This is a genomic window from Bacillus rugosus (assembly GCF_023238245.1).
Taxonomy (GTDB): domain Bacteria; phylum Bacillota; class Bacilli; order Bacillales; family Bacillaceae; genus Bacillus; species Bacillus rugosus.
Genome location: NZ_CP096590.1, coordinates 1551149 through 1572340, shown reverse-complemented (window position 1 = coordinate 1572340; position 21192 = coordinate 1551149). Strand labels below are relative to the sequence as shown.

24 protein-coding genes are annotated in these 21192 nt (G+C 42.0%); 9 read left to right on the top strand and 15 right to left on the bottom strand.

Translation table 11 applies throughout. From position 1 onward, the window contains the following. The first annotated feature begins 145 nt into the window (after positions 1-145). Both M0696_RS08075 and M0696_RS08070 read left to right on the top strand, forming a co-directional pair. Positions 146-775, top strand: a complete 630-nt coding sequence (locus tag M0696_RS08075; protein WP_222142770.1) for a YhcN/YlaJ family sporulation lipoprotein — start codon at positions 146-148, stop codon at positions 773-775. Positions 776-860: 85 nt separating this feature from the next. Further along, positions 861-1067 (top strand): YlaI family protein, encoded by a 207-nt coding sequence (locus M0696_RS08070; RefSeq protein WP_003221329.1) that lies wholly within the window; start codon positions 861-863, stop codon positions 1065-1067. Positions 1068-1125: 58 nt separating this feature from the next. Here the strand turns inward: M0696_RS08070 and M0696_RS08065 are convergent, their stop codons facing one another. Next, complete coding sequence (locus tag M0696_RS08065; RefSeq protein ID WP_003221327.1) at positions 1126-1443, bottom strand: YlaH-like family protein; 318 nt, start codon at positions 1441-1443, stop codon at positions 1126-1128. A gap of 55 nt (positions 1444-1498) precedes the next feature. Then, complete coding sequence (gene typA, locus M0696_RS08060; RefSeq protein ID WP_222142769.1) at positions 1499-3337, bottom strand: translational GTPase TypA; 1839 nt, start codon at positions 3335-3337, stop codon at positions 1499-1501. A gap of 112 nt (positions 3338-3449) precedes the next feature. On the opposite strand from typA, the gene M0696_RS08055 reads away from it, so the two are divergent. Next, entirely contained in the window at positions 3450-3638 is a 189-nt protein-coding gene (locus M0696_RS08055) for a YlaF family protein (protein ID WP_003221324.1), read from the top strand. A 272-nt stretch (positions 3639-3910) separates the two neighbouring features. Further along, a complete protein-coding gene (locus tag M0696_RS08050) occupies positions 3911-4522 on the top strand; it encodes a hypothetical protein (RefSeq protein WP_222142768.1) in 612 nt (203 codons plus the stop codon). A gap of 40 nt (positions 4523-4562) precedes the next feature. Here the strand turns inward: M0696_RS08050 and ylaD are convergent, their stop codons facing one another. The 4 genes from ylaD to M0696_RS08030 are packed head-to-tail and all read right to left on the bottom strand — an operon-like array spanning position 4563 to position 7573. Then, positions 4563-4856 (bottom strand): anti-YlaC sigma factor ylaD, encoded by a 294-nt coding sequence (gene ylaD / locus M0696_RS08045; protein WP_166853229.1) that lies wholly within the window; start codon positions 4854-4856, stop codon positions 4563-4565. After that, positions 4853-5374 (bottom strand): RNA polymerase sigma factor YlaC, encoded by a 522-nt coding sequence (gene ylaC / locus M0696_RS08040; protein ID WP_248602764.1) that lies wholly within the window; start codon positions 5372-5374, stop codon positions 4853-4855. The genes ylaD and ylaC overlap by 4 nt, the downstream gene beginning before the upstream one ends. Beyond that, entirely contained in the window at positions 5374-5643 is a 270-nt protein-coding gene (locus M0696_RS08035; protein WP_166853231.1) for a hypothetical protein, read from the bottom strand. Before M0696_RS08035 ends, ylaC begins: the two co-directional genes overlap by 1 nt. After that, complete coding sequence (locus M0696_RS08030) at positions 5633-7573, bottom strand: hypothetical protein (protein WP_248602677.1); 1941 nt, start codon at positions 7571-7573, stop codon at positions 5633-5635. The genes M0696_RS08035 and M0696_RS08030 overlap by 11 nt, the downstream gene beginning before the upstream one ends. A gap of 287 nt (positions 7574-7860) precedes the next feature. On the opposite strand from M0696_RS08030, the gene nprE reads away from it, so the two are divergent. Next, a complete protein-coding gene (nprE, locus tag M0696_RS08025; protein ID WP_248602676.1) occupies positions 7861-9426 on the top strand; it encodes a neutral metalloprotease NprE in 1566 nt (521 codons plus the stop codon). A gap of 398 nt (positions 9427-9824) precedes the next feature. Further along, entirely contained in the window at positions 9825-10739 is a 915-nt protein-coding gene (locus M0696_RS08020; RefSeq protein WP_248602675.1) for a class I SAM-dependent methyltransferase, read from the top strand. Positions 10740-10815: 76 nt separating this feature from the next. Here M0696_RS08020 and M0696_RS08015 read toward each other — a convergent pair whose 3' ends face one another. The 3 genes from M0696_RS08015 to M0696_RS08005 form a co-directional block, all read right to left on the bottom strand. After that, on the bottom strand, positions 10816-11244 hold the full coding sequence (locus M0696_RS08015) for a GNAT family N-acetyltransferase (protein WP_222142765.1): 429 nt from the start codon (positions 11242-11244) through the stop codon (positions 10816-10818). 25 nt (positions 11245-11269) lie between these two features. Next, entirely contained in the window at positions 11270-12067 is a 798-nt protein-coding gene (gene suhB, locus M0696_RS08010; RefSeq protein ID WP_166853240.1) for an inositol-1-monophosphatase, read from the bottom strand. 138 nt (positions 12068-12205) lie between these two features. After that, complete coding sequence (locus M0696_RS08005; protein ID WP_166853242.1) at positions 12206-12394, bottom strand: hypothetical protein; 189 nt, start codon at positions 12392-12394, stop codon at positions 12206-12208. Between the two features lie 238 nt (positions 12395-12632). Between M0696_RS08005 and M0696_RS08000 the strand changes: the two genes are divergently transcribed. Beyond that, positions 12633-13271 carry a YktB family protein gene (locus tag M0696_RS08000; RefSeq protein ID WP_222142764.1) on the top strand — a complete coding sequence of 213 codons (639 nt, stop codon included), beginning with the start codon at positions 12633-12635 and terminating at the stop codon, positions 13269-13271. A 32-nt stretch (positions 13272-13303) separates the two neighbouring features. Here M0696_RS08000 and M0696_RS07995 read toward each other — a convergent pair whose 3' ends face one another. Next, positions 13304-13570, bottom strand: coding sequence for a UPF0223 family protein (locus M0696_RS07995; RefSeq protein ID WP_166853246.1), 267 nt, complete (start codon positions 13568-13570; stop codon positions 13304-13306). 184 nt (positions 13571-13754) lie between these two features. Between M0696_RS07995 and speA the strand changes: the two genes are divergently transcribed. Then, complete coding sequence (speA, locus tag M0696_RS07990) at positions 13755-15227, top strand: arginine decarboxylase (protein WP_166853248.1); 1473 nt, start codon at positions 13755-13757, stop codon at positions 15225-15227. Between the two features lie 33 nt (positions 15228-15260). Here speA and M0696_RS07985 read toward each other — a convergent pair whose 3' ends face one another. Further along, the gene (locus M0696_RS07985; RefSeq protein WP_222142763.1) at positions 15261-15380 is read right to left on the bottom strand and encodes a GapA-binding peptide SR1P; all 120 of its coding nucleotides are present in this window, start codon (positions 15378-15380) and stop codon (positions 15261-15263) included. 419 nt (positions 15381-15799) lie between these two features. On the opposite strand from M0696_RS07985, the gene slp reads away from it, so the two are divergent. After that, a complete protein-coding gene (gene slp / locus M0696_RS07980; RefSeq protein ID WP_166853250.1) occupies positions 15800-16174 on the top strand; it encodes a peptidoglycan-associated lipoprotein Slp in 375 nt (124 codons plus the stop codon). 44 nt (positions 16175-16218) lie between these two features. On the opposite strand, the gene lpdA is transcribed toward slp, so the two are convergent. The 4 genes from lpdA to pdhA all read right to left on the bottom strand — a co-directional run bounded on the left by lpdA (position 16219) and on the right by pdhA (position 21175). Next, complete coding sequence (gene lpdA / locus M0696_RS07975) at positions 16219-17631, bottom strand: dihydrolipoyl dehydrogenase (protein ID WP_166853252.1); 1413 nt, start codon at positions 17629-17631, stop codon at positions 16219-16221. A gap of 4 nt (positions 17632-17635) precedes the next feature. Further along, complete coding sequence (gene pdhC, locus M0696_RS07970) at positions 17636-18964, bottom strand: pyruvate dehydrogenase complex dihydrolipoyllysine-residue acetyltransferase (RefSeq protein ID WP_222142762.1); 1329 nt, start codon at positions 18962-18964, stop codon at positions 17636-17638. A gap of 114 nt (positions 18965-19078) precedes the next feature. Further along, positions 19079-20056, bottom strand: coding sequence for a pyruvate dehydrogenase complex E1 component subunit beta (pdhB, locus tag M0696_RS07965; protein WP_014113660.1), 978 nt, complete (start codon positions 20054-20056; stop codon positions 19079-19081). A gap of 3 nt (positions 20057-20059) precedes the next feature. After that, positions 20060-21175 carry a pyruvate dehydrogenase (acetyl-transferring) E1 component subunit alpha gene (gene pdhA, locus M0696_RS07960; protein ID WP_003222294.1) on the bottom strand — a complete coding sequence of 372 codons (1116 nt, stop codon included), beginning with the start codon at positions 21173-21175 and terminating at the stop codon, positions 20060-20062. Between the last annotated feature and the right edge of the window lie 17 nt (positions 21176-21192).

Genomic DNA, 21192 nt, shown 5'->3' with positions numbered 1-21192 from the left:
TCCTGATATAAGGGTCAAAGTTCTTCCTGCTTCTCTTACGATGAAAAAGGTGAATGCCTGCTAAAATATATGTTTTTGTGCATAAAGATAGAAGGTTAATTCAACAATAAAATTAATGACTGCATTTCAAGGAGGGAACCCGCAAGTGCGAATTCTTTTCATTCTTATACAGCTGACGCTTATCCTGTCCGCATGTGCCTACCAACAAGGAAAACAGGATCAGAATGTTGAAAAAGAATCAACAAGACAGCAGGAAAGCAAACCGATTCACGTAAAGGACACAACTCAGGAAACAAAAGACAATGGAACAAGAACGGATATTGCCAAGCATCTAGTCAGCGTTGCTGAAAAAATTCCTGAGGTCAAGGATGCAACAGCCGTTGTGCTTGGAGGTTATGCCGTTGTTGGGATTGACGTCGATGATACTTTGGACAGAAGCAAAGTGGAAACGATTAAATATTCGGTGGCACAGGCTCTAAAAAATGACCAATATGGTGCCAACGCAGTTGTCATTGCTGACCCAGATACGGTCAGCCGCCTGAATGAAATGGGCAGAGAAATCAGTGAAGGCCGTCCGGTAACAGGCATACTAGATGAATTAGCTGCGATTGTCGGCCGAGTGCTTCCAGAAGTGCCTAACGATGTGATTGACAATGAAGACGAGCCGCAAACAAAGCAGCAAAATGACCAACTAAACAGAAAGCAGCAGCAGGAAATGGAACAGGAGCAAAACGATCAATCTGACAATCATATGAAAAAGAATACCAAAGAATAAGCTATAGCCTCGTGCTTTAGCTTTTTCTTATTTTGGACAGCTTCTGATCCGTGCTATAATACATGTTAGTGAAAGAGGTGATAAGATGAGGGTCCAATGTTCTATTTGCGATAAAATTGAAACAATTGATGATGATACCCTGATCGCGAAACGGCTTCGAAACCGCCCAATCCATACATATATGTGCCAGGAATGCCACGACCGGATTGCCCAAAAAACAGAAGAACGGCTGAAAACGGGAAAATTCACTTTTCACCCTGGGCAGCAGAAGAAAGAAAAAGTCAAAAAATAAAGCGGCCGCTTTACCATACACAACACAAAAAAAGACTCAGCTTCTCAGCTGAGTCTTTTTATGATTTTGCAGACTGTCCCTTTTTCGACTGATACAGCCGAATTTTGTAAATAATTAAAATCAGCGCAGCCACGATCAATCCCTCTGCAACGGGCAAAAACACTCCTAAAAAGGTCAAAACAGTGCAGCCCAAAGCCAGAAATACATACACCACTGCTGATTTTAATACCGGGAGCCTTTTTGCAAATCCAAGCTTAAATACAATAACGGCCAACACAAAAATCGTGCCGTACAGCAGCCACATGCCTGCCGCAGGCTGCCGGTCTACTTGATACAGTGCGGCGAAGAACGACAGGCGTTCGCTTACGTCATTCAAAAAGATTCCCTCCCCTGCAAAGTGCGGGTTCTATCTTTTCAAATTCTGCAAGAGATTAAGACAATCCTGCTGTTTTTTTCTTTTTAGCCGCTTTTTCACGTTCGTTTTTATTGAGGATTTTCTTTCTTAAACGGATGGATTCAGGCGTTACTTCACAGTATTCATCTTCGTTTAAGTACTCTAGAGATTCCTCAAGAGACATGATGCGCGCTTTTTTAATTGTAGTTGTCTGATCCTTTGTTGCAGAGCGGACGTTCGTCTGCTGTTTCATTTTGCTGACGTTAACAACAAGGTCGTTGTCACGGTTATGCTCTCCAACGATCATTCCTTCATATACTTCAGTACCCGGCTCAACGAAGATGACACCGCGGTCTTCAATTCCTTGAATACCGTAAGATGTCGCTTTTCCGTTTTCCATTGATACAAGCACACCTTGGCGGCGTCCGCCGACTTGGCCCGCCTGCATTGGCTGGTAGCTGTCAAACGTATGATTCAGAATACCGAATCCGCGTGTTAATGATAGGAACTCTGTAGAGTACCCGATCAATCCGCGGGAAGGAACTGTAAAGATGAGACGGACTTGGCCGTTTCCATTGTTGATCATATCGATCATTTCGCCTTTGCGGGCACCCATTGATTCCATAACTGAGCCTGTATGCTCTTCCGGAACATCGATTTGTACACGCTCAACAGGCTCACAGCGTACGCCGTCAATTTCTTTGATGATAACTTCAGGTTTTGAAACTTGAAGCTCATAGCCTTCACGGCGCATATTTTCAATTAAAATTGACAAGTGCAGCTCACCGCGTCCGGAAACAACCCAAGCATCAGGAGAAGCTGTTGGCTCAACACGCAAACTCACATCCGTCTGAAGCTGAGCCTGAAGACGCTCTTCGATTTTGCGGGCCGTTACATATTTGCCTTCACGTCCTGCAAACGGACTGTTATTCACGACAAATGTCATTTGAAGTGTCGGTTCATCAATGCGAAGCACTGGAAGCGGATCTTGATGGTCTACAGGACATACCGTTTCACCAACGTTAATATCTTCCATGCCGGAAACCGCTACGAGGTCTCCTGCTTTTGCTTCTTCAATTTCCACACGCTTTAAGCCTTGGAAACCGAAAATCTTTGTTACACGGAATGACTTAGCCGTTCCGTCAAGCTTCATAAGAGAAACCTGCTGACCGACTTTCATCGTGCCGCGGAATACGCGTCCGATTCCGATACGGCCTACATAGTCGTTGTAGTCAAGGAGGGCAACTTGGAATTGAAGCGGCTCCTCTTCATTATCAACAGGTGCCGGAACATGCTTAATAATGGTTTCATATAAAGCTTCCATGTTTTCATCCTGATGTTTCGGATCAAGACTCGCTGTTCCATTAATCGCTGAAGCATATACCACTGGAAACTCGAGCTGCTCTTCATTGGCATCAAGCTCAATGAACAGATCTAGAACCTCATCGATAACTTCCTCAGGACGAGCAAAGTCACGGTCAATTTTGTTCACAACAACAACCGGGTTCAGGTTTTGCTCAAGAGCTTTTTTCAGAACGAAACGAGTTTGAGGCATACAGCCTTCATATGCGTCAACGACAAGCAGTACGCCGTCAACCATTTTCATAATCCGTTCTACTTCTCCCCCAAAGTCTGCGTGTCCAGGGGTATCCAAAATATTGATGCGTGTATCTTTATAGTTAATCGCAGTATTTTTCGCCAAAATTGTAATGCCGCGTTCGCGTTCAAGATCATTTGAGTCCATTGCGCGTTCAGCAACCTGTTCGTTGGCACGGAACGTACCAGCCTGGTGTAAAAGCTGATCGACTAGAGTCGTTTTCCCATGGTCAACGTGGGCAATAATCGCGATGTTGCGAAGATCATTTCGAAGTTTCACTTTTTCATCTCCTAATAAAATTAGATAACTTTCATATTATACCACACATCCTCTTTAAAAGCGTCACGTTTTTCTGTAAACTTAATATAAGACGTAAAAGGGGATGGAAAATATGAAAAAAATGAATTGGCTTTTACTATTATTTGCATTTGCAGCAGTTTTCAGTATTATGCTGATCGGCGTCTTTATCGCTGAAAAAAGTGCTGCAGGCATTATCGCCAGCATTGTGCTTGTTTGCGCTGTTATGGGCGGCGGATTCACATTAAAAAAGAAAATGCGCGAGCAAGGCTTGCTTGATTAAAAGCATTGCCCTGCTAGAGACATTGTAATCAAAAAACACCGCAAAGAAAGCGGTGTTTTTCATTTCATTAAGTCTTATCTCCCCTGTTTCTTAGTCGGGAAGATGCAAAACAGCATTTGTACATAGACAATCGTTCTAACGATGACACATGCGACCGGCAAAAAGTAGTTCGGCAACGATATACATAAAATACTATTTAACCCATTCTTCCGACTCCAATCTATCCCTATAATGGAATTTGTAGCACAATTCATAAAAGGGAGAGAAGAAACATGAAGAAAACATTTGTAAAAAAAGCGATGCTAACGACTGCCGCAATGACCTCAGCTGCTCTATTCACGTTCGGCCCTGATGCAGCCAGCGCAAAAACAATGGTTGATAACAACACTGTTCATGTGCAGCATCAGACAATCACAAACGAAGATCTCAATACATTCATTGATATATTAAATCAATGTATATACGAACAAGACGGTGTGTATTATTTTGACAGCGAAAAAGCTGTCGAGTTAGGAATGACAAAGGAAGAGGCTCAGGTAATCGCTACACTCTGGGAATCGACATCAGAATTTTTCAGCATTGTTTCACAATGTGTGTATCTCGAGGGTGGAAATTACAAGTTTGATACAGAAAAAGCAGTTGAACTTGGCTTCACAGAAAAAGAAGCACTTGCACTTGAACAATTTTTCTCCGCTGCTTCCTTAAAGATACACATTCTTCAAGCAGCCATTGTATTACAAGACGGTGTGTACAGCTATGATAAAGATGCAGCGGTACAAGCAGGTGCGACACCTTTGCAAGCTGACGTTTATGAAAAACTATTCAGTGCTCTATCACAAGAACAGCTTGCCGCCATCTACGACATGATTCATCCTCAAGCTTAATTTAAAAAAGCGCTTGTCCGAATCGGACAAGCGCTTTTCTTTATATCAAAAGTTTGATGATCAGCATCACGGCAACCGCCGCTCCAAACCAGCAGGCAGCTTTCATGATCAGTAATCCATAGTACCTCTGTTTAAAACGCAGTTCTTCTTCCGGCAGAAAAGCCTCCTCAACGGCCTGTTCGCTTTCCAATTCAAATGGCTCAGCCATCGTGTTATACATGTCTCTGCAGCTGCTACACATTTTTAAATGCTCTTCTATAACGTGTTCCGTTTCTCTTTTACAATCACCTTCAAGATACAGAGGAAGCAGGTCTCTTACTAGAAAGCAGGTCATATCCGCTCCTCCTCTCTACTTTTCGTCATGTTTTTCTTTAGCTCTAATCTAGCCCGGTGCAATGTGGTTTTCACCTTAGAAAGACTCCATCCTAATATCTCAGCGATTTCTTCATAAGAAAGCTCTTGGAATTCTCTTAAAATCAAAACAGATTGATGCTGATCCTTTAACTGCAGAAGCTCCTGCCTTAGGGTTTCGCTTTTCACCGTCCGTGACAAATACTGTTCAGGCTGCTCATAAGTTGTTTGCGTTAACCCTTCATTTTTGCTGATATCAGTAAATTGGTATTTGACATCTCTGCGGTACCAATTGATAAAGGTATGATGCGCAATGGTGTAGAGCCATGTTCTGATAGAAGAATGCCCCCTAAACGAAGCCAGACCGTTAAGAGCTTTCACAAACGTGTCCTGTGCTAAGTCCTTGGCTGTTTCAAGGTGATGAGTCCTTCTGAATAAATAATTTGTAATTTCTTGATAATACTGCCGATACAAGTCCTCAATGGAATCCCTATGCTTCATTAAAAGTAAAACCACACCGTCATCCAAATGGCCAATAAAATGAAACAGATATACATGGAAGACAGGTATACTTTCATATATCTAATTTGGCTTTCTTCTTCAGCACCGAGGCTTCTCTTTAAACAAGTTTTACTCTTTAAGTCTTCCGCATTCTTTTGAAATAGGGACTCATGCTGTTTCATCCATTCCATTGATTCATCCTCTAGCTCTCCATCTTTATACAGGTCGTATAAGTCTAAAAAAACAGACTCTTTTTCCTTATGATTCATAAAGACTTTTCACCTCTTGTGTTTCTCCATCCACTACATAGGCATCATGGCGATTTGAACCAAACGGCTGAATAATGATCAGCCATGCATAATGCCGTTCATCCCCTCTTTGAACGATAATCGGACGCATACGCTTTTTGTAAATAACATCCTGATATGCAGAAGCTACTTTTTCGTAAGCCAATGTACCATTACGATACGTATAGGGGAATGACTGATCAGGTGTATCGCTGTATACATAAACGTTTAGCTGACCTTGATCTTCAAAAAACTCATATGTTTTAGAAGAATCAGTATACATTACCAAGTCACTCTTCCTGCTTTTTTTCTTCATTTCTGATACATCGGCATCGAAGACCGTTAATACCTGCCGCTGCAGCTGGCTGTTAGTCAGTGAAATTTCCTTTTTGATTGGAATCGAGAGACTGTGTAAACTACCGGATTCCCCCTTAAATTCCAAAACAACTCCTTCCTTTGTTTCAACTCTCACCATGCTTCCGAGCAGGCTGTCGCTTTCAATATCAGTGATCTGATAAGGCTGTTTTGATATATTCAGCGCTGTAAACATTTGTTCCATTTTGTCTTGAATGTCTTGTTCTGTTATATGAACATGCAGAAGAGAGTCAAGCTGATAAATCGAAGGATCTTCACTAAAACCCATTAAGGTTTCCTTTTCCCAATAAAATACCGCGCCATCATCAGCATTATTTTTTTTATGAAGTTGATTTTTCAGGTATATACGTACGACTGTCTGGCCGTCCTCATTAGAGACCTTTGTTTCGATATGCTCCTTATGTAACACACGTCCGTGTCGCTCAAGGAAAGCGATGGACTTTCGCTTGTACTCCTGATTCGTTAGCTTTTTCCCATGCGCTTTTTGTAAGTATTCATAATTACGAATCAGCTGCGATACTTCATCTACTTCAGCTTTATAACCTTTGCTTTCAAATGAGTAGAAATAATGCACATCCATGTTTGTATCGTGCAAATACAATGTCTCATCCGTAGGAAAAAATGACTTCAGTATCTGTTCCGCTTTTTCTGATGAAATGTGCTCCCCGACAAAATTGAATGAATCATGGACATTTATCGGTTTTGATACAGCGAAAGCAGCCGTTCCTATGTTATATATCGGATTTAAGAGAGGGACAAAAAACACCATGACAGCCATCGGCAGCCACTTATTCACACGCACATAAACCTTTCCTGACTTTTGGAACAGATGATAGCTCATCAAAAATCCCGCCATTGTTAAATAAATCGTGTATGGCATTACTGCACCATAAGCTTTTGAGATTTGATTGGGATATGGCGCAAGCAGCAAGACAAGCAGTCCGATAATCAACGTATAAAATAAACCTAGTAATATCTTATTCGTTCTCCAATACAGCTTGAAAAACACTACATTCAACACAATGGGAAGAGTAATGATGAAAAACAGAAACACAAATGCAATCGGCTCCATCCCATCCCGATATTCCTTCCAATACGAAAAGAAACTGAATATCATTTGTACGATCGGCAAACTGACAACGGCAAGATCGAACGTATAAAACATACCTTTTCCGCCATGATCACGAAGCACCAGCATATAGTGAAAAGCAGTCAGCAGCACATATCCGTATAACAAAAAATGCAGCAGCGGCAGCAGTTCATTTCCGTCCTCTCTTAAGTAAGCGCTGGTGAAGTTTGTTGATTGCACCTGGTGAATAAGTTCAACAGACACTCCCGCCAGCAGCACAATCCGCAATATAACACCCGCCAAGAACATTGTGCGCTGCCGGTTTATTTTGGGATGATGCACCAAAAGATATAAGACTGCAAGAACAACAATTGACCATTGAATCAGCAGGGTACCTTGTCTGCTTAATATAAAATAACGTTCAAAATGCAATACATAATGACTGAATAACTCCAACACGAACAACAATCCTTTACTTCTTATTAAGGCCTCATTTGGGTAGACAGCCGGCATCTCAAAAAGTTTCAATAAGAAACAAACATTTCTCTCTTCCCCTTGATATGTAAAAAGGCACAACACTTACAATAAGCCATCACATGACACTTGACTCATGTTGATATTATTCAGCAAAAATAAACACAGGACAATTCTATCAATTTTGTCTAGTTATGTTAGTTTTTGTTGAGTATTCCAGAATGCTAGTTTAATATAACAATATAAAGATTTTTCAGTATTTTCAAAAAGGGGGATTTATTGTGGGTTTAGGTAAGAAATTGTCTGTTGCTGTCGCTGCTTCGTTTATGAGTTTGTCAATCAGCCTTCCTGGTGTTCAGGCTGCTGAAAGTCATCAGCTTAAAGAGAATCAAACAAATTTCCTCTCCAAAAACGCGATTGCACAATCAGAACTTTCTGCACCAAATGACAAAGCTGTCAAACAGTTTTTGAAAAAGAACAGCAACATTTTCAAAGGTGACCCTGCCAAAAGGCTGAAGCTTGTTGAAAGCACGACTGACGCCCTTGGGTACAAGCACTTTCGATATGCACCTGTGGTTAACGGAGTGCCTATTAAAGATTCACAAGTGATCGTTCACGTTGATAAATCCGATAATGTTTATGCGGTGAATGGTGAATTACACAATCAATCTGCTGCAAAAACAGAAAACAGCCAAAAAGTCTCTTCTGAAAAAGCGATGACACTTGCTTTCAAAGCCATCGGCAAATCACCAGATGCTGTTTCTAACGGAACGGCCAAAAACAGCAATAAAGCCGAGTTAAAAGCGGTAGAAACAAAGGACGGCAGCTATCGTCTTGCTTACGACGTGACGATTCTCTATATCGAACCTGAACCTGCAAACTGGGAAGTCTTAGTTGATGCTGAAACAGGCAGCATATTAAAACAGCAAAACAAAGTAGAACATGCTGCTGCCACTGGAAGCGGAACAACGCTAAAGGGCGCAACCGTTCCTTTGAACATCTCTTATGAAAGCGGAAAATACGTTCTAAGAGATCTTTCAAAACCAACAGGCACTCAAATCATCACATATGACTTGCAAAACAGACAAAGCCGCCTACCGGGAACACTTGTCTCAAGCACAACAAATACATTCACATCTTCATCACAGCGGGCAGCCGTTGACGCTCACTATAATCTCGGTAAAGTGTACGATTATTTTTATTCGACATTTAAACGGAATAGCTATGATAACAAAGGCAGTAAAATCGTTTCTTCCGTCCACTACGGCACTCGGTACAATAATGCTGCATGGACAGGAGACCAAATGATTTACGGTGACGGCGACGGTTCATTTTTCTCTCCGCTTTCCGGCTCATTAGATGTGACAGCACATGAAATGACACATGGCGTCACTCAAGAAACAGCCAACCTGATTTATGAAAATCAGCCGGGGGCATTAAACGAATCTTTCTCTGACGTATTCGGGTATTTTAACGATACAGAAGACTGGGACATCGGTGAAGACATTACAGTCAGCCAGCCTGCTCTCCGCAGCTTGTCCAATCCGACAAAATACGATCAGCCTGACAATTACGCCAATTACAGAAACCTTCCAAATACAGATGAAGGCGATTATGGCGGCGTACACACAAACAGCGGAATTCCAAATAAAGCCGCTTATAATACCATTACAAAGCTTGGTGTCTCTAAATCACAGCAGATCTATTATCGTGCGTTAACAACGTACCTCACGCCTTCTTCGACGTTCAAAGATGCAAAGGCAGCTCTTATTCAGTCTGCTCGTGATCTTTACGGCTCAACTGATGCCGCTAAAGTTGAAGCAGCCTGGAATGCTGTTGGATTATAATATTAGTAAAAGCCTGAGATCCCTCAGGCTTTTTTTCGTTACATGTCTTGGTTTCTCTCTTCAGCATAATCATTCCAGCGAAAGATGTGAACACAGTCGCAAGCGTGCAGTACAGAGGAAGCGACAATACAGCCTTCCCCACTCAGCGTATAGACGCAAAAACAGCAGCAAGCCAACACTGCAGCATACAATAGTGATCCCGAATTTGTCAGGATAAGGGGAGATGCTTCCGGCAGACACTTGACTCATGGGAAAATATATGAAGATTCCACGACCGATTAAAGAACAAAAGGATTGACAAAAAATTTTATTTGTGCTATAATTTACTATTAATCTATTTGTATGTATAATAAGATTCTCCTGGCCAGGGGAATCTTTTTTTATTGGAGGATCATTTCATGAGGAAAAATGAGTCCAGCTTAACGTCTTTGATTTCAGCTTTTGCCCGTGCATATCACAGCCGATATGACACGCCTCTCATTTTTGATGATTTTATTGCAAAAGATCTCATTAACGAAAAAGAGTTTACCGACATCAGTGAGAATATGATCCAAGGAATATCATTTTTCAACAAAGAGATCGCCGAACGCCTGCACAATGATCCTAAAGACATATTAAAATGGGTTACACAAATCCAGCTGTCGCCCACACCTTTAGCACGTGCTGCGTATTGCGAAAAAGTCTTACATCATGAATTGATGCTGGGAACAAAACAGTATGTCATTCTTGGGGCCGGACTGGATACTTTCTGTTTTCGGCATCCTGAATTGGAAAACAGTTTACAAGTTTTCGAGGTTGATCATCCGGCTACACAGCAATTCAAAAAAGATAAGCTGAAAAATGCAAATTTGACAATTCCGGGACATCTTCACTTTGTTCCTATGGATTTCACCAAAACATTTTCGTATCAGCCTCTTATAGATGAAGGATTTGAAAACACAAAAACATTCTTCAGCCTTCTGGGAGTGTCTTATTATTTAACGAGAGAAGAAAATGCAAGCTTGATCAGAAATTTATTTTCTCATGTCCCATCAGGAAGCTCTATCGTTTTTGATTATGCGGACGAAACACTATTTACAGCAAAAGGAACGTCAAATAGAGTTGAACATATGGTGAAAATGGCTGCCGCAAGCGGAGAACCGATGAAATCGTGTTTCACTTATCAAGAAATTGAATATCAGTTAGAGTCATCAGGTTTACTGATCTATGAACATCTATCACCAGACGATATTAATGACCAATTCTTCAACAATCGAACAGACGACTTGTCAGCGTTTGAAACGATTCATTATATTCATGCGGTGAAAAAATAATTTTTTTATTATCAGAGCCTCTCAATTTTTCGGGAGGCTTTTTACGCTACTGGCATATTAAAATAAGCTGCCGTCATCATACGGCAGCTTTTGCTAAAGGCTTCACCAGGATCATAAATAGTTTGCCTTTCTCATCTTTTTCCGTTTTCAGCTGTTCAAAGCCGCATTGGCTCAAAAACAGTATCCATTCACTGCGATCAATTGGAACTGCCGCAAACATCGCTTTATGTTTGGCACTGAGCATTTTGCTAATCTGTTCAATGATCATTCTCGCATGTCCCTTTTTTTCTTCAGCCGGGTCAATCAGCACTGTTCCAAGCCACGGCTTTCCGTTGGAGGGCGCCCACTCGAGATGATAGCTGACGGCAACAGGCTGACCGTCTTTTTCCCATATAAGCCATGACCCGTTGTACATGGAGTAGGAGATCATATAGCTTTCTGCATCTTTCTCCCCAAACTCCTCCTCTTTCCATACAGGATGAGCTTCCGCGAGCTTCTCTAACAAGCAGAGATCGTCCTGTTCAAATGGCCTACTTTCGAGCATGAAGATACTCTTCAAATATCGTTTTATGTATGGATGGATTTCCGGCCAGCACACTGTGATTTTCTAAAAAGGTAAACGGCTCTCCCTCTACGGTCGTATAGATGCCCCCAACTTCATTTAACAGCACACAGCCAGCTGCATAATCCCATGGCGCAAGCCGCATCGTGATGTAAGCATCTATTCTTCCCGCCGCGACATTTGCCAGCTCTAAAGCAGCAGAACCGTAGGAGCGTGTGCCTCTAACTCTTTTTACAAGGGGCGCTAACACACTTGGATCAATTCTTCTGTTTTCCGTTATCCATGTCGCATTAATGGCAAGAATCGCTTCTTCAATGGCGGTTTCTTTTAAAGGAGCCAGCTTCGTTTCATTCATATAAGCTCCTCTGCCGCTAAATGCGTGATACAGCTCATCATGCACCACATCATAAATTAAACCGATTCTTCCTTCTCCGTTTTCAAAAATTCCAATTGAAATTGCAAAATTTCTTTGCTGATGCACAAAATTCATTGTTCCGTCAATCGGGTCGATAATCCAGACGACTCCCTCCAGTGAGTGGAGTTTGTCTCCTTGTCCTTCTTCGCCGAGTATGCGGTGTCCCGGAAACGTTTCTTGAATGCGTTCAATGAAAAACTTTTCCGTTTCTTTGTCAATATTGGTGACTAAATCATTCGGATTTGATTTCGTTTCAATTGTCAGGCTTTCGTTCATAGATTGTTTTATTCTCGTGCCTGCTTCTCTAACCCATTTCTTTGCAATCTCATCAATTTCCGTCCAATTTGTCATACGTGCGTACCTCTCTTCTATGTAGACCTTTATTTTATAGGATACTGATAACGGCGGTGAAAAAGCAAGGAAAATGAAAAATATCCCTTCTCATGTAAAAACGAACCATTCATGCGGTTCGTTTTCACTATCGCTTTTTTACCCGTTAAGACGAATCCATTCTTTTCTGAGTCGCTCAAGTTTGTTTTTGCTTTGTTCCATCTGTTCTTCGTTTTCAGTTTGCATTGCTTCATACAGGGTTGCCAGCTCATAATCAACCTCTAGTCTCCAGACAGCTACACGATTGTTTTTCTCTTCCTTAAATCCCTCTTTTACTACTTGCCTCATTGTCTTTCGCCCCTTCCAGAGATCATTTGTTTGTAAAAAGCATCCCATTTTGCCATTCAACAATGATTACTTCTTATATCGTATGATTGTTCTATTTACGCGTAACATGATTCTGAAAATTGTGTGTTTACCTATTCGTTTATTACCACATTTCCCCTTTCTTCAAACGCGCTCAATCTTTTTGACGCTCGTATGAACTGTGATAAAATATGTTTACTTAGCATGAAGGAGGAAAGTCATGACACAAATGCGTTTTACGGAAGAAGACTTTAACACATTTACAATAGAAGGCTTAGACGCGCGCATGGAGGTATTAAAAGAGACGGTTCGTCCAAAGCTTACAGCTCTAGGCGAACATTTTGCCCCAACTTTATCAGCTTTAACCGGAGATGAAATGTTTCCTCATGTGGCAAAGCACGCAAGAAGATCCGTCAATCCCCCTGCTGACAGCTGGGTGGCATTCGCAAACAGCAAAAGAGGCTATAAAAAACTGCCGCATTTTCAGATAGGTTTATGGGAAAGCCACGTATTTGTGTGGTTCGCGATTATTTATGAATCCCCTATCAAAGAAGAATACGGAAAGTTGCTTGAAGCGAATCAGGAAACCATTACTAAGAATATCCCTGACAGCTTCGTTTGGTCCGCAGATCATACAAAACCGGGAGTACATAAGCAGTCTGAAATGGACAAGGAACAGCTGAAGACGCTGTTTGAGCGTTTGCAGACTGTAAAAAAAGCTGAGCTGTTATGCGGCATCCAACTTCAAAAAGAAGAGGTGCTGGATATGAATAACCAGGAATTCCTTCAGCGTATTGATGATGCCTTTAAGCAGCTTGCTTTTCTGTACCGTTTCACCCAAAAAGTATCACAAGTATGAAAAAGAGCCGGGGTACCCCCCGGCTCTTTTTCTTACATCTTAATCTTCGCCTGCTCAGATTCTCTCGCCTGTTTGACCGTGCGATAAGGAGAGTATGTACTTTGTTCTTCAAACTCGCCGCATATCTTTTTTTCCTCGGCCTTTCCAGGTACAATTTCCTTAAAACGGCGGTAAGCTTTAAGCAGTTCTTCTCGATCTGCACCTTTTTCATATGCAAGCTCAACCTGCTGGAAAAACGCGATCACATCCACTGCTTCTTCGGTTGTCCAATCTTCATTCATCGGATATTGGTATTCCATTTTCTTCACTCCTTATAGATTTGCTTCCCTTAAGAGAAAGCATCTTCATTTGATCATAAATTGTTCTTTACATTCTTTCAAGTTCATAATATAATTCATTTGTTTTACGTCTAAAAAACGGTTGAGAAACTGATTTTAATACACACTATTATGCATAGGTATGATTACAAAGGTGGGAAAACAATTGTCGCAACATGAAACACCCTTATACACAGGACTGAAAAAGCATGCAAGCAGACAGCCTGTTCAATTCCACATTCCCGGCCATAAAAAAGGGGCAGGAATGGACCCAGAATTCAGACAATTTATCGGTGAAAACGCGTTAAGCATAGATTTAATCAATATTGAACCATTAGATGACCTGCACGCGCCAAAAGGCATCATTAAACAGGCACAGGATCTGGCGGCTGAAGCATTTGGCGCAGACCACACATTTTTTTCTGTTCAAGGAACAAGCGGCGCCATTATGACAATGGTGATGGCTGTTTGCGGACCTGGAGATAAAATTATTATTCCAAGAAATGTGCACAAATCAATTATGACAGCTATTGTATTTTCTGGAGCGATCCCAATCTTTATTCATCCTGAAATTGATAACGAGTTGGGCATCTCCCACGGCATTACACTTGAATCTGCCAAACGTGCGCTTACCGAGCATCCAGATGCAAAAGGGCTTCTCGTCATCAACCCGACATATTTCGGTGTTGCAGCTGACTTAAAAAGCATCGTAGAACTCGCTCATTCGTTTGATGTGCCAGTGCTTGTTGATGAGGCACACGGCGTTCACATTCATTTTCACGACGAATTGCCGCTTTCAGCCATGCAGGCAGGAGCAGACATAGCAGCGACCAGTGTACACAAGCTGGGCGGATCACTGACGCAAAGCTCTATTTTAAACATGAGAGAGGGCCTTGTATCCAAAGACAGAGTGCAATCCATCCTGAGCATGCTGACAACAACATCAACTTCTTATTTGCTTCTCGCCTCTCTGGACGTTGCCAGAAAACGCCTTGCGACAGAAGGCCATCAGCTCGCCGAGGAGACACTGAAGCTTGCCAACAAGACGAGAGATCGCCTCAATCAGATTGAAGGCATTTATTGTGTCGGTTCTGAGATTCTTGGTTCAAAAGCAGCTTACAGCTATGATCCGACAAAATTAATTATCTCTGTTAAAAACCTTGGACTCACAGGTCATGACGTTGAAAAATGGCTTCGTGAATCCTTTAATATTGAAGTTGAGCTTTCTGATCTGTACAATATTTTGTGTATTTTCACCCCTGGTGACAGCCAAAATGATGCAGACCGGCTTGTAGAGGCTTTAACAGAGATTGCACATCATATGTCAGAAAAAGATGTAACACATCAGCAAACTGAAGTTCTTCTCCCGGAAATTCCTTTATTGGCAATGACTCCGCGGGATGCTTTCTACGCAAATACAGAAGTCATCCCTTTAAAAGAAGCATCCGGACGGATTATCGCTGAGTTTGTCATGGTATATCCTCCTGGTATTCCAATCTTCATTCCAGGTGAAATTATTACAGAAGATAACATCAGCTACATTTTCAAGAACCTTGACGCAGGTCTCCCTGTTCAAGGACCTGAAGACTCAACTTTAAACATGATCCGGGTCATCAAAGAACAAAAAGCGATTCAATAAAAAAAGCATGCGGCTCAGGCCGCATGCTTTTTATTACTCTTCATCAATAGGACATTGACATTGTCCGCAGCATGTTCCGTATAATGTAGTCACTTTCTCATCTTCAAAGTAATGAATGGCTTCGTTGCAATCTTGGCAAACAATTGTACCCATCTGTCATTCCCCATTTCTTTGAAATTTGAAAACGCTTAATTTCTTTTGTTGCTATTATATTAATATGTCACATTTAAAATGTCAACAACAAACTGTATAACACATTTAATTTAGATTTCGTTATATATAGCGTATTTTTTCATTTTTCTCATATGATATTTCCTTCATGCAGCAGCGTTAATCGATACATATGCCAAAACACATAACATAATCTCATGTTTTCTTGAACTTTTATGAAAGAACGCAGCAATAAATTCTATATACCCCCAGATTGCTATTTTAAACGATGGATAAGATATGTAATCTCACTTTAAAAACGGTTTCAATTATATAACAATTAGGTAACAAGGAGCAGATTACGCTGTCTCTCATGATAAACTAAAGCTAGTTTATTTTTGTTTAAACAGAGGAGAAGATAGATGCGATATCGCGCGGTATTCCCCATACTGATCATAGTATTTGCTTTATCGGGCTGTACGCTTTCCACCATCAATCCGGTGAAAAAAAGCCGGATTGACAACATTCATCATACACAAATCCTGTTTTTTTCTGATGAGAACCAAATTGATCAGGAAGCGCCATATTACGATGCACTGCTTGATTTAGAAAAGGACTATCCCGAGCAAATAGATAAAATGAAGGTCTATGATAACAAAGAAGGCTGGGAAAATGAGATTGAAACCGTCCCTACCCTTATGGTTGTTGATCAGCGCCATGTCGTGGTGAAAATCGAGGGATGTGTGAAAAAGAAAGAAGACATTATTAAACCATTGCAGCATGTGCTGTCAAAATAAAAAAACAGCCCCGCTTAAAGCGAGGGCTGTTTTTGATATGAGCATTATTTTACGATGTGAATCGGGCTTCCGATTGCCACTTCAGCAGCTTCCATTGTGATTTCTCCCAATGTTGGGTGAGCGTGAATTGTCATCGCGATATCTTCAGCAGTCATACCGCCTTCGATCGCTAAGCTTAATTCAGAAATCATATCAGAAGCGCTTGCGCCGGCGATTTGCGCACCGATCACAAGACCGTCCTCTTTACGAGTGATCAGCTTCATGAAGCCGTCTGTTTCGTTAAGAGAAAGCGCACGGCCGTTTGCTGCAAATGGGAATTTAGCAGCAACAATGTCAAGACCTTCTTCTTTCGCCTGTGCTTCAGTGTAACCAACTGATGCAAGTTCAGGCTCAGAGAAGACAACCGCAGGAATACCAAGGTAATCGATTTCTGCAGGCTCTCCAGCGATAGCTTCTGCTGCGATTTTACCTTCGTAAGATGCTTTGTGAGCAAGCGGCGGTCCTTCGATGATATCACCGATTGCATAAATGTTAGGGACGTTTGTGCGGCACTGTTTGTCAGTTTTCACGACACCGCGGTCCGTCATTTCAATACCGACTTGCTCAAGACCAAGCTCATCAGTGTTTGGACGGCGTCCTACTGTAATCAGTACATAGTCGGCATCAACAGTTTTTTCTTCGCCTTTTACTTCAAAAGTAACCGTTACGCCGTCTGGTCTTTCTTCAACGCCTTTAGCCATCGCACTTGTATGGATTTCAACGTTGCCTTTTTTCTTCAGTCTGCGTGTAACAAGAGAACTCATTTGTTTTTCGAAGCCAGGAAGAATTTCATCTCCGCCTTCAAGAATAACTAGCTCAGTACCAAAGTTAGCATATGCAGTTCCAAGCTCAGTTCCGATGTACCCGCCGCCGATAACAACGAGCTTTTTAGGAATTTCTTTAAGAGCCAAAGCGCCTGTTGAATTCAGTACACGCTCACTATATTTGAAGTTTGGCAATTCGATAGGACGAGAACCAGTTGCAATAATTGCATTTTTGAACGTGTATGTTTGAGCAGAGTTCTCATCCATAACACGAACTGAATTGCTGTCTACAAAGTAAGCTTCACCTTTTACAACATCTACTTTGTTGCCTTTAAGAAGACCGGCAACACCGCCAGTAAGTTTGTTTACAACAGAAGCTTTCCATTCTTGAACTTTTGTGAAATCAACTGATACGTTCTCAGCAGTGATCCCCATGTCGTCAGAATGCTTTGCATTCTCATAACGGTGGCCTGCATTGATCAGCGCTTTTGAAGGGATACATCCAACGTTTAGACAAACGCCTCCAAGAGTTGCTTTTTCAACGACTGTTACTTTTTGGCCAAGCTGTGCAGCGCGGATGGCAGCTACATAGCCGCCAGGTCCCGCACCAATTACAAGAGTATCTGTTTCAATAGGGAAATCTCCTACTACCATAACATTACGCCTCCATTAAAATTAATTGTGGATCGTTCAGTAAACGCTTGATGTGATTTAATGCATTTTGCGCAGTTGCTCCGTCGATCATACGGTGGTCGAAGCTGAGAGAAAGAGCTAAGACTGGAGCTGCTACGATTTCGCCATCACGAACAATCGCTTTTTCTGCAATGCGTCCGATACCAAGAATCGCAACTTCTGGATGGTTGATAACCGGAGTGAACCATTGTCCGCCGGCAGAACCGATGTTTGTAATTGTGCAAGATGCGCCTTTCATTTCAGCTGGAGCAAGCTTGCCTTCACGAGCTTTTGTTGCAAGGCCATTGATCTCATCAGAAATTTCAAAGACAGATTTACGATCTGCATTTTTTACAACCGGTACAAGCAAGCCTTTTTCAGTGTCAGCAGCGATACCGATGTTGAAGTAATGTTTTTGGACTACTTCTTCTGTTTTATCGTCAATTGACGTGTTTAAAACAGGGAATTTTTTCAGTGCAGATGTAAGAGCTTTTACAACGTAAGGCAAGTAAGTCAGCTTGATTCCTTGATCAGCAGCAACCTGTTTGAACTGTTTACGATGTGCAACAAGGTTTGTTACGTCCACTTCGTCCATTAACGTTACGTGAGGAGCTGTGTGTTTAGAGTTAACCATCGCTTTCGCAATTGCTTTACGGATACCGCTCATTTTTTCACGTGTTTCTGGGAATTCGCCCTCTGGAGCTGGTGCAGCAGCCGGTTTAGCAGCTGTTTCTTGTGGTGCAGCTGTTTCTTGCGGTGCAGCTTCTTGTGCTCCTCCGTTTACAAAGCTGTCGATATCTTCTTTTACAACACGTCCGTTGTTGCCTGAACCTGTTACTTTACGGATGTCTACGCCTTTTTCACGAGCATATTTACGTACAGAAGGCATAGCGATCACGCGTTTGTTCGTGTCAACTTCAGCTTGATCCTGCTGTCCTGCGCCAGTTGCTTTTGCAGGCTCTTGAGCTTGCTCTTCTTTCGCAACGTCTTGTCCAGCTTCTGCTGTAGACTGAACTTGTGCTTCAGTTTTCGCATCATCTGACTCTTCGCTGCCTTTAAATTGAAGGTCTTCGTAACCAGGTGCATCAAACGTAATGATCGTTTGTCCAACGGTTGCAACCGTTCCCTCTTCAACTTTTAATTCTAATACTTTTCCTTTAACAGGTGAAGGAATTTCTACTACTGCTTTATCATTTTGGACTTCAGCCAGTACATCATCTTCGTCTACCTCATCGTTAGGCTTGACAAACCATTTTACGATTTCGCCTTCGTGGATACCTTCCCCGATATCTGGAAGTTTAAATTCAAATGCCACAGTTCTCGACCTCCTAGTTTGATTAAGCAATTTTAAAGTTACATCGTAAGCATTGAAAACAGATATATAATAGAGGGAAAACGTTCATCTTCCCTCTCGATTTATGCAGTTTGATTAAAATTCAAGTACTTTTCTTGCTGTTTCAAGAACATCTTTATGGTTTGGAAGCCATACGCTCTCCGCTTGTGAGAAAGGAAATACTGTATCAGGTGCAGCCACGCGAAGTACAGGAGCTTCCAAGCTCAAGATCGCACGGTCATTAATTTCTGCTACTACGTTAGCAGCAATACCGGCTTGTTTTTGTGCCTCTTGAACCACAATCGCGCGTCCTGTTTTTTCTACAGATGCGATGATTGTATCAATGTCAAGCGGGCTTACAGTGCGAAGGTCGACAACTTCAGCAGAAATGCCGTCTTTTTCAAGCTCCTCGGCAGCTTTTAATGATTCATGAACCATTGCGCCGTAAGTGATGATTGAAAGGTCAGTACCTTCACGTTTCACGTCAGCTTTGCCAAGCTCAATTGTGTATTCTTCTTCAGGAACTTCCTGACGGAAAGAACGGTAAAGCTTCATGTGCTCTAAGAAAACAACAGGATCATTGTCTCTGATCGCAGAGATTAAGAGTCCTTTGGCATCATAAGGAGTTGATGGAATAACAACTTTGATACCAGGCTGTTGTGCAACAAGACCTTCTAAGCTGTCAGCGTGAAGCTCAGGAGTATGAACACCGCCGCCGAACGGAGAACGAATGGTTACAGGTGAAGTCCAGCGACCGCCAGAACGGTAGCGCATACGAGCCATTTGGCCAGAAACTGAATCCATTACTTCGTAAACGAATCCGAAGAATTGGATTTCCATTACCGGGCGGAAGCCGTTTAAGCCTAAACCAAGGGCAAGACCGCCGATACCAGATTCAGCAAGTGGCGTGTCAAACACACGGTCTTCACCGAATTCTTTTTGCAATCCTTCTGTCGCACGGAATACGCCGCCGTTAACACCAACGTCTTCTCCGAAAACTAAGACATTTTCGTCATTTTTCAGTTCTGTGCGTAACGCATCCGTGATTGCTTGAATCATTGTCATTTGCGCCATGGCTTACTTCGACTCCTTCTGTGTATAAATTTCAAATTGCTCCTCAAGGTTGTGAGGCATTTTTTCGTACATGATTTTCATTAAATCAGTTACTTTTTGCTTCGGCTCAGCATCAGCTTTTTTGATTGCTTGTTTAATTTCTTCTTTCGCATCCTCAATTACTTTTGCTTCTTCTTCTTCAGACCATAAGCCTTTGTTTTCAAGGAACGCACGGAAGCGTACAAGCGGATCTTTTTGTTCCCACTCATTTTCGATTTCTTTTGTACGATATTTAGTCGGATCGTCACCAGCCATTGTGTGCGGTCCGTAACGGAATGTAAGTGTTTCAATCAATGTCGGGCCTTCGCCATTGATTGCGCGCTCGCGTGCTTCAGCAGTTGCAGCGTATACAGCAAGCGGATCCATTCCGTCTACTTGTACGCCGACAATACCTGCAGCTACAGCTTTTTGTGCAATTGTTTCAGCCGCAGATTGTTTTTCAACCGGAGTTGAAATCGCGTAGCGGTTGTTTTGTACTACGAAAATTGCAGGTGCCTTATAAGCGCCGGCAAAGTTAATTCCTTCGTAGAAGTCCCCTTGTGAAGCTCCGCCGTCACCAGTGTAAGTGATTGCGACAGCTTTTTTACCGCGTTTTTTAAGACCTAGCGCAACACCGGCAGTTTGAATGTATTGAGCACCGATAATGATTTGTGGAGAAAGGGCATTCACATCATCAGGCATTTGGTTTCCTCTGAAATGTCCGCGTGAGAAAAGAAACGCTTGATATAATGGAAGGCCGTGCCAAATTAACTGAGGCACATCACGGTATCCAGGAAGTACAAAGTCTTCTTTTTCAAGCGCGAAATGCGTTGCAATCTGAGAAGCTTCTTGACCCGCAGTAGGAGCGTAGAATCCGAGACGTCCTTGACGGTTTAATGAGATAGAGCGCTGATCAAGCACACGCGTAAATACCATGCGGCGCATTAGCTCTTTTAATTGATCATCTGTTAAATCAGGCATCGCCGCTTCATTCACGACTTCTCCCTTTTCATTTAAAATTTGGAACGTTTCGAACTGCTTCTTAATGGCATCAAATTGCTTTTTACTATCAACGATAGCTTTTTTCGTTTTTGCAGCCATACTAAGTCACCTCTTCC